Source organism: Alteromonas sp. ALT199, assembly GCF_018619335.1.
Taxonomy (GTDB): Bacteria; Pseudomonadota; Gammaproteobacteria; order Enterobacterales; family Alteromonadaceae; genus Alteromonas.
This window is the reverse complement of sequence record NZ_JAHHDX010000156.1, coordinates 1-9,722: the sequence shown is the minus strand read 5'-3', so window position 1 is coordinate 9,722 and position 9,722 is coordinate 1. Positions and strand designations below refer to the sequence as shown.

General features: G+C 41.9%; 7 protein-coding genes. 5 read left to right on the top strand and 2 right to left on the bottom strand.

Features of this window, described 5'->3' with window-relative positions:
- The first annotated feature begins 222 nt into the window (after positions 1-222).
- From KL866_RS17835 to KL866_RS17825, 3 genes are all read left to right on the top strand, one after another.
- The gene (locus KL866_RS17835) at positions 223-1,284 is read left to right on the top strand and encodes an L-dopachrome tautomerase-related protein (protein ID WP_025256031.1); all 1,062 of its coding nucleotides are present in this window, start codon (positions 223-225) and stop codon (positions 1,282-1,284) included.
- Positions 1,285-1,301: 17 nt separating this feature from the next.
- Positions 1,302-1,853, top strand: a complete 552-nt coding sequence (locus KL866_RS17830) for a DsrE family protein (protein WP_025256030.1) — start codon at positions 1,302-1,304, stop codon at positions 1,851-1,853.
- 394 nt (positions 1,854-2,247) lie between these two features.
- Entirely contained in the window at positions 2,248-2,982 is a 735-nt protein-coding gene (locus tag KL866_RS17825; protein WP_025256029.1) for a hypothetical protein, read from the top strand.
- Positions 2,983-3,124: 142 nt separating this feature from the next.
- On the opposite strand, the gene KL866_RS17820 is transcribed toward KL866_RS17825, so the two are convergent.
- Positions 3,125-5,071, bottom strand: a complete 1,947-nt coding sequence (locus KL866_RS17820; RefSeq protein ID WP_025256028.1) for a bifunctional diguanylate cyclase/phosphodiesterase — start codon at positions 5,069-5,071, stop codon at positions 3,125-3,127.
- Positions 5,072-5,562: 491 nt separating this feature from the next.
- The gene (locus KL866_RS17815) at positions 5,563-7,227 is read right to left on the bottom strand and encodes an acyl-CoA dehydrogenase family protein (protein WP_025256027.1); all 1,665 of its coding nucleotides are present in this window, start codon (positions 7,225-7,227) and stop codon (positions 5,563-5,565) included.
- 234 nt (positions 7,228-7,461) lie between these two features.
- On the opposite strand from KL866_RS17815, the gene KL866_RS17810 reads away from it, so the two are divergent.
- Together KL866_RS17810 and KL866_RS17805 are read left to right on the top strand one after the other, a co-directional pair.
- A complete protein-coding gene (locus KL866_RS17810; protein WP_214996276.1) occupies positions 7,462-8,277 on the top strand; it encodes a PaaX family transcriptional regulator in 816 nt (271 codons plus the stop codon).
- A gap of 120 nt (positions 8,278-8,397) precedes the next feature.
- Positions 8,398-9,510 (top strand): hypothetical protein, encoded by a 1,113-nt coding sequence (locus KL866_RS17805; RefSeq protein WP_025256025.1) that lies wholly within the window; start codon positions 8,398-8,400, stop codon positions 9,508-9,510.
- Positions 9,511-9,722: the final 212 nt, after the last annotated feature.

The following is a 9,722-nucleotide window of genomic DNA, read 5'->3' as shown; positions in this document are numbered from 1 at the left end:
TATTAACTATTATCTTAAACGAGTACGTATCGTTATTTGGATCTAATTATCGCAAATTGAAATATTACCGTCTGATATTCGTTAGTCTGCATGAATGAGAAGCTAAAAGGTATTTCACATCAACAATATGATCGTAAGCTTTGTAACTATTATGCTTGAAAGTGCTTACTGCCACCTTGGTAGAAACGGGCAATAAATGACATTCTTAAAGGTAAAAAGAACATGAAGACAAAGTTAGCAAAGCAGGGGTTACTTGCGATCGCGATTTCAGCATTTCTTTCAGGGAATGTGGCAGCACAAAATGCGCCAGAGTCAATGGTTGAATTGGTTGGCGAAATTAAAGGCACGCAAATTACAGGCGTTACTGTAAGCAACGATGGTAGGGTATTTGTAAATGCCCCTAACTGGCGTGACGGCGTGCGCTTTTCTGTGGCTCAAGTTACCAAAAGTGGTGAGTTTGTCGCTTACCCTAATAGTCAGTCGAATGAATGTGTGGCCCAGAGCGAGGTGCGAAATGACTGCTTTTTAGCCGTACAGTCGGTGGTTGCGCATAAAGATAAACTATATGTGTTGGATACTCGCAATCCGAAATTTACAGGTGTCATCGATGCACCTCGTATGTTTGTGGTTAATTTAGCCTCAAACGAAATCGAAGCTACGTTGATCCTCAGTGACGACGCTTACCACCCTGACTCGTACATTAATGACTTGCGAGTAGACGAGAATACAAATCGTATATACATGACCGATTCGGCACATGCGGGTTTAGTGGTGTATAACCTTGACGACAATACCAGCTATCGCATTTTAGATAATCATGAAACCGCAAAAGCTGAGGTAGAGACTTTAAGTATTCAAGGTAAGCCCTTCACCATGGCCGTTCAGTCTGACGGCATTGCGTTAGATACGTTGAACGACACATTATATTTCCATGCTTTGTCGGGTTATTCACTGTATGCCATTAATACCTCTGATATAAAGAACGCCTCGAATGAGGTATCGGCTAAAAAAGTGCGAAAAGTCGCTACAACAGGTGCGCCAGATGGCATGATTTATCACGAAGGCAACATCTATTTAGCTGACTTAGAAAAGCAAGAGATACAGTATCTTACACCGAGCCTCGACCTTCGCACACTAGTCAAAGGCGATGTGGTGAACTGGGCTGATACCTTTAGTATTTATAACGGTTCGCTTTACTATACGAATAGTAAAATCCAAGATGCGGGCAGCGATGTAAGCGACATGACGTTTGAAGTATATAAAACAGCGCTACCTGCGCGTTAAAGTTCGAGGAATGTGAAATGATTATAAAAAAAGTAACTAGCAGAGCGTCACTTGGTTTGGCAGTGGCACTCTTTATGACAGGGCAAGCGTCAGCTAAATCAGATTTTGAGTATGGCCCAGTGTTTAACTCTTACGGAAAACATGCGCCTGTGGAAGGCGTTAGTTTTCATGAAAATCAAACATTCAAGGTTGCTTTTGACGTTGCCAAAGCGGCAAAGCCTGGTGAGGTTAACCGCAAGTTTGATTCGCTGGCACGTTTTATCAATATGCATGTAGCTAACGGCGTGAAGCCGGAAAACCTTGCGCTTGCGCTTGTGGTTCATGGCTCTGCCACAGAAGAGATGCTTAAAACGGAGCACTTTAAACAGCGAAAAGGGCAACCAAATGGCAATGAAACGCTGCTTGCTGCTCTTATGGAACACGGCGTTGAAGTGATAGTTTGCGGGCAGTCAGCTGCAGCCCATGGCGTTGAAAAAAGTGCCTTGATTGAAGGTGTTAAAATGGACTTGTCAGCCATGACGGCCCACGCGCGCCTAGCGCAAAAAGGGTATTCGGTTAATCCATTTTGAGTTGATTTTCTTTCTTACTAATTAGACGTGGTAATAAATGAACTCTGTAAAACGTTTAATAACGTGAATAAGGCAGTCATTAAGGTTCCGCTAACACTAGCTTAGTACATTTTAACAAAAAAATTCTAAGTTTAAGCAAAAAAGAATCCAGCGGAGCCGTACGTTACATTAAAGGAATGAAAAAACTGAGTGTTTAAACGGGGCGCGATTTTCTGTGTTCTGAAGTTACTCAGCTTTTTTGTGGGCGAGTGTCAGTATAGTTTACATGTTCGATTGATTTTCTTTTTAACTCTTTAAAAATCAATGGGTTGAATGTTGGTGTTTTTCTTGCTAGTGAGCAGTGGAGAAATGGAAGCATTTATAGTCTCTGTTAAATTTATAAAGGAATATTCAATTGAAATTTTCAAAGTTTTTCATCTCGGCGCTCGTGTTGATAGCATCATCAGTAGCGAACGCATCTATCATTACATATCAAGGCTCAAACGTACAAAATAACGGCATCACAATGACGCTGGCTGAAGCTCGTTCAGCATGGGAAGCGGCATTGTTTTCTTTTACAGTAGACACCATTGACGGTGCTGTAGGCGACGGTAATTCCGGTATTACTACAACGGCGGGAAATACTTACTCGAATGTTGGCAACGGTAGTTCGATCAGCATTGGCTCAAATAGTGTTCTTGGTAGTTCTCCATCTATTTACGGAAATAGAAGCAGTGCATCGCTAATTAGTTTTGACGTTGATTTTGCATCTCCTGTGAACGCAGTAGGCTTTGACGTTTATGATAATGATGGTGGTGGAATGCAGCTAGTTTTAACCAATGCGGACACTGGCGTTGAAACTACTTTCGATTTCAATTCTTCGTCTGGCTCATCTCATTCTGAGTTTTTCGGGATCGTATTTGACCCAACAGTTTTTGTATCATCGTTGCGAGTTGGAGGCACTGATCCAGGTGGTATTACTACATGGGATAACTTTTCTTTTGGTGTAGGCCAACAAGCGGTTGATATATGTGTGCAAGACCCTACACTTCCTCAATGTAGTTCTATTCAAGTTTCAGAACCTGCATCTATTGGTATGCTAAGCTTATTATTCGCCAGTTTAATTGCTGGTCGTAGAGTGAAGAAATAAACAATATAAATCATACCATTCACAAAAAATAAATAATTGTGACTAGCCTTTCAGTTCTCGATAAAACCCGCTATTACAAGCGGGTTTTTTATTTATGTTGTACTAATCGAAGCAGTGCTGGTTTGAAACTGCAATTCGATTTTCAATTCGACGGTGAAGCAAAACACTCGTAATACTTTGAAGTATCAAATTGGTGCGCTGGAACTGGTTTTTGAAACAAAAAACCTTGTCCGTACTGGCAATTTAATGCCTTTAAGTGAGCGTAACATGGCATAGCCTCAATGCCTTCTGCCACAATCGGCATATTCATTTCATGTCCCATAGCGATTATTGTCGACGCTATAGTATTGTCTGCGGGCATAAAACTTTTATCTATTTTAAGTATGTGGAACGGTAAGTCTTTAAGGTAACTTAAACAAGAATAGCCAGTCCCAAAATCATCTAACAACAGCCTGGTTCCTAGCGCTGCTAGCTGATGTAAGGTGGCGACACACGCTGGATCTTCGGTAATAGCACTGTTTTCAGTAACTTCTAAGTGAACAAAACTAGCTGGCAAAGATATCTCTTCCAAAATACTCTTCAAACGTTCAGTAAAGTGAGGGTCTTTCAATTGATGGGACGAAACGTTGATGGCCATAGCGTGTTGGTGTGCACCTTCATTATGCCACTCTTTACATTGCTTGCAGGCTTGCTCTAATACCCAGTAACCTATATCAAGTATTTGACCAGAGTGCTCAGCAATCGGAATAAACTCGGCTGGTGAAATAGTTTCGTTGTCACTGTTTGTCCAGCGCAATAATGCTTCGCTACCTACGGTCATCCCGTCGGCAAGGCGAACAATAGGCTGGTAAGCGATGCTAAGCTCATTATTGCTGATAGCATGATGTAGTTGATCTACCAGCCTCAATTTCCTATTTTGCTCAAGTGCAGATTGCTCATCAAACACTTTATATTGGTTTTTGCCCGCCTGCTTGGCTTGATACATAGCTACGTCTGCATGCTTTAGTAAATGCGTAGCATTTAACCCATTTTGAGGGTAGTACGCGACCCCAATACTAGCGGTTATATATGAATCTTTTCCACTATTTGTTAGTTTCACAGGTTGCTTTATAGTGTCGGCAATTTTGTGCGCAATATAGTCGATGGTTTCAACAGACTCGAAACCATCTGAGACCACTACAAATTCATCTCCACCAAAACGTACTACGTGGTCGTTAGAGCGCAATGCCTCAACAATCCGCGTTGCCATTGTTATCAGTAATTGATCGCCAACAGTATGCCCTAGCGTATCATTCACGTCTTTGAAGCTATCTAGGTCTACGAACATAACCGCAAACTGTAAGTTACTGCGTTCAGCCTTTTTAATCGCCGTATTAATGGTATGGTCGAGTATATTTCTGTTCGGCAATCCGGTCAGTGAGTCTGTATAAGCGAGGTGTTTGTTACGTGCTTCGCTATGTGCAAGCGCTTTCATAGCTTCTTCTCGATTAGTAAGGCCTAGCGCCACCGCACGAGAGATGAATAGCGCGAAGGCCAGAACAATAAGCGAGGAAATAATAATTACCCATAGTGTAACGGTCGAAATAACGTGTACTGTTTTAGCTACAGGTTCCTCGAACTCAGTAGAGTTAATATTAAATTCGTCTAGTGCCTTAACGAGTTGCTGTTGCAGAATTTCTCTACTTATAGTTCCTTGTTCAAAATTGGCTAAATGCAATAGAGATTTGTTTCCTGTTTCAACATCTCTAGCGCAAATTAAGACAATAGACTCGGTGCCAATCATCTTCATAACGAAAGCATCTGTTTTAGTTACCATCGAAAGGCAATCTAGAGGCTGTTGACGCAGTTTAATAATCGTTTGGCGCAACGCTTGTGTATCGATAGGCTGGGAGCGCGCAACGTCTTCAAAGGACGAATAAACTAGGGAGGTCAATTCTGATGTATATTTGAAGTGACGCATATTGAGTTGATGAAAATAGGTACTATGAGTGAGGTTGAAAAAACACCACACCAGTAACAAAGCAAACAGAAAAAAGGTCAATGTTAATATTGGTAATGCCTTTCTTATTCCTTTATTCGTAGACAACATATTTTGAAAGACTCTTTATTTGTTTAACTTTTTTCAATAAGTAGTCAAAACTAAAAAACAGTATGCCACTCTCAAAACCGGAAAATAATAGATTGTTATAAAGGAATTTAGCAGTACTGGGGGGTTAAGCAAGAGAATATAAAGAATTTAGTGCTTGTTTATAATGGTTTGTTGTTCCTACGTACGTAAATCCATACCGCCTTCTTTTATCATTACCTCTAATTTTTTGCTGCGAATTTTAACACTTTGTCTTCTTGCCCTAAATTGGTGAGACGCTTCACCGTAGCACGAGCAAAGGGAGTTAATTCAGATGAATTAAAGGACGCGCCCGGTAATTCAATCCATAGAAAACAACGAAATATTACAACGCTCAGTGACCATATAGCCACAGAGCGGCGGCTTAAATAAGATTTACTCAAAAAGCTTTTTGCCAAACTAAATACATTGGAAAATGTGAACACAGCAAGTTTAGTAAAATATTACTCACTTCATTAGTTAATAGAAATCTGCCCTAGCGCAATAATCTTCTCAAAAGGTGTGGTTTCCGGTAGTGTTCCTAAAGCCAAACCACTCGCTTTACCAAGCCTAGATTCACAAAAAGTGTGAGCAATATCGCTAAGTGCCTCATTGTTATCGAGTAACGTGCATGCTTGGAGCGCTAGTGCCATTTGTTCTGTTAAATAGCGGCTGCGTGTTTCCATGTTCTGCGTATTAGATAATTCGTCGAGTAATTTATTAAGGTGAAGGTCATAGTGTTTATTTTTGCCTGCTTGTGTTTTAAGCTCGTTGAATAAGGCCTCTTTTACATCCGGCTCTTTGGCAAATGCGCGCAGTACGTCTAAGCATTGCACGTTTCCACTGCCTTCCCAGATAGAGTTAAGCGGGGCTTGGCGGTAGTAACGAGGCATGGGGTTTTCTTCAACGTAACCAATACCACCTAAACACTCTTGTGCTTCATTTACAAACACAGGCGTACGTTTACAAACCCAGTATTTTCCAATTGCCGTAGCAAGTCTTGCCAATGCCGCTTCATGCTTATCAACCGGTGCACTATCAACCGCTTTCGCAATGCGCATAGTGAGTGCGGTAGCAGCTGTGCATTCTATAGTTAAGTCTGCCAACACGTTTTGCATTAGAGGCTGATTGATTAGCGTTTTACCGAAAGCGTCGCGGTGGCTTACGTGGTGTAACGCGTGCACCAGCGATTGTCGCATAAGTGCCGATGAACCAATCATGCAATCTAAACGGGTTAATGACACCATATCTATGATAACCGGTACGCCTCGACCTTCTTCGCCAATTAAGTATGCCGTGGCTTCTTGAAACTCAACTTCAGAGGAAGCATTACTCCAGTCGCCTAACTTGTCTTTCAAACGCTGAATTCGAACGTTATTAAGTTCACCGTTTTCCAATACCCTTGGTAGTAAAAAGCAACTCAGACCGCCTTCGGCTTGAGCAAGAATAAGATGAGCGTCGCACATGGGAGCTGAGAAAAAGAACTTGTGTCCTACAATGCTGTAGCTGCCATCTGCCTGCTTCGACGCTGAAGTGCTATTACGCCTAACATCTGAACCCCCTTGTTTTTCTGTCATACCCATACCTATCGTAAGCCCGTTTTTCTGACTAGCGGGCAAGGCGCGAGGGTCGTAAACACCATTGATAGTTTTATCTAAGTAATGGGGCGGTAAGCTGTTTTTGTAGCGCATGGCAGGGATCGCAGCGTAGGTCATGGTCAGCGGACAAGACGTGCCAGACTCAGCTTGGTAGTGCATATACATCAAGGCTGCACGGACTGTATGTGCACCATCAATGCCTTCGTGCTTCCATGAATAGTTGTGCACATTATGCTGCATTGCACTTTCCATAAGTGCATGATAGCTCGGGTGAAACTCTACATTATCTATGCGGCGACCATAGCGATCAAAGGTATGAAGAACGGGCTTATTTTTGTTAGCAAGCTCCCCATGAGTCATAAGCGCATCACCTGCCAGTTGGCCATATATTCTTAATAGCTCTTCGTCATGCTGATGGGATAAAGGTAAGTTCTGGGCTATCAATGCGCGCAGTAATTTATCGTCACGCCACAAGTTGTAGGGAGCAGGAATAGTAGGCTGGTTTTCTACAAGGTGAGTAACAAATCGATTTGATAAATTCATGGCATTTCCACTTAGTGAATAAACAAGGCGTACCTTCGTGACGGTTCCCTACACTAAAACATTACAGAGAATGTTGTAAAGTGATAATTTATGTAATGTTTGTACCCAGCGTGTGTTTATATAATTATTGAGTACAGGTGTTTGGCCTTAGATGGTTTAGGAAATTGATTAGGAACTTAGCTTAGGCCTCGTTTAGAACTTAGTCCTTATATGAAACAAAGAAGTAAATAGAGTTTGCAACAAATAGAAGAGAAAAAGCCCATCGCACGAAAGTTACTGCTTAAATTGCTGGGCTCGCGAGATAGTATTCAAATGAACGCCAGTGCAGCTGTTCGCGTAGGGGCATTGTTTGGGATTTCTGAAAACAATATTCGCGTAACCCTAACGCGCTTGCAATCTGCGCAGCTCATTAGCTTGGTTGAACGAGGCTATTACAAACTGGGCGACAAAGGCATTCGCTTTGCAAAGGAAATACATCAATGGCGCGACGATGAAAGTGCACTTGTACCTTGGCAAAATAATTGGGTTGTTGCGCAAACCAACACGCTACCTAAAAGTGATAAAAAGCAGCAGAGAACTAACGAACGTGCTCTGAAGCTTGTAGGTATGAGAAAGCTTGTAAGTGATATGTACATAAGACCGAATAATTTTCTGGGTGGTGCGGTAGAGGTACGAGACAAGCTTCACACACTTGGTTTATCGCGCAAAGCCTTAGTGTTTAGCGCCAGCGATTTTGATAGTAAAACGCAAAGCAAAGCGATGGGGCTTTGGAGTCACCTGAAGTTAGAAGCGCTTTATGAAGAGGGATGCAGTGAAATAGAGAAATCTCTTGCTCGATTGCCGTCACTACCTCTTGAAGAAGCAACCAAAGAGTCTTATGTGATAGGAGACAGAGCATTGTACCATCTGGTTTTTGACCCTCTATTGCCTTCTCCTCTTGTGGATGTAACGATGCGCGAGCGCTTCCGTAACCTCGTAAAAGAGTACGATGATATAGGCGCCCAAATATGGCATCGTTTTTTAAGGCAAAATGAACAAGACAAAAGTTAAGTAAGGCCAAAAACAAGTTAAGGTGAAGTGACAAATAATCTTCTGATCACATATAAATTTATAAGTAATCGGTTCAAACGGAACAAAGCCCAAATGGAAGAGGTTTAATTGGAAAAAAGAATGACTGCATCAAGACCGTTGTTTAAACATATTCGCAACCATACCGCGCTTTTCAGTGAGCTTTCTCAATATCGAAACGCTGCGGTGAGTGGGTTAGGGTTCACGGGTTATGAATTTCATAAAACGCCAAAGTTCGTAACTGAAGATGGAAGCAGGCTTACTATTGAGCCAGAGCGAAGTATTGTTCTACCAAGGGTAGACGTGTTGTCAGGGCTAAAAAATAAGTTAACACAGGCTATTTCTACGCTACACATGGTCGAACATAGTGAAATAGGCTATCGCTATCCAACGGCAGCGTTAGCAGGGCTAGACGCACCATTCATTAAACGCATGCGCTCTGAGTATTTTCATAAAGTGGATGAAGATAGAAGTATTTGCCGTCCTGTAAATTTGTCCTATGGTATTAAGAGTCGTGGTAAGGCCGACAACCGACAAGAGTATGAAGTGTGGATGCCAGATGAAGCACCAGATCAAAACCCGCTTCCTTTGCTCATTAACGCGTATGGTGAAGACTTACCCGATGATGTACGACACTTTGTTGAACAACCTTCAAAAGTACACGGTTGGATGGGCGTTAAGCGGGCGGCTTTTGAAGGGCTTTATACCAACAAACAACACTGTGGCGATTTGATAATTTGTATTGCCATGAGCGTGGATGCCTACAATATCGGCGCTAAACCTGATTTAGCCTATTCTCCAGAAGCGGAAAGCTCTGTTGCTGTTAGCAACGCTGAATTTGAATGGGAAATAGAAGGATATTATGCGCCACGAGGCTGGGCGTTTGATCACGATGAGGTGTGGGCAGCGATAAATCACACATTAGAAGCAATCAACGAACCACTCGACGATTTATATGGTCACGATATTATCCCTATTATCGAAAGCAAGACTGAACGAATTTTGTCAACGTTACAGTCGCTCGGCGTTACGCAAGAAGAGGTAGATGAGCTTAATCTTCAGCCATGGGAATTTATGCTTACCGAAAGTGAGCACAGAGTGAAAGCGCACGATCCTAGTCGTTCCGTTAACTTACTTGGTAGAATGAACCGACTGTTTTACCAACCAGAACAGCAGTTGCCTTCACTTAATTGGATGCACGATCTTATTTTGTAGATAAGCCCTCTAGGATTACTCTGCTAATCGCCTTTAATCCTCATCATTAACAAAGATAGGCGCGCTGAAAGCAATTTCATGCGCGCTTTTTTAATTTTTTGTACTTGCCAATCTGTAACTAAAAAGACTTATATGTAAAATTTTATATAAAACATGTTAGTTTTTGTAAATAACTTTCAGTTTTGTCGTGATCTGTCTGTATTATTTGTGTT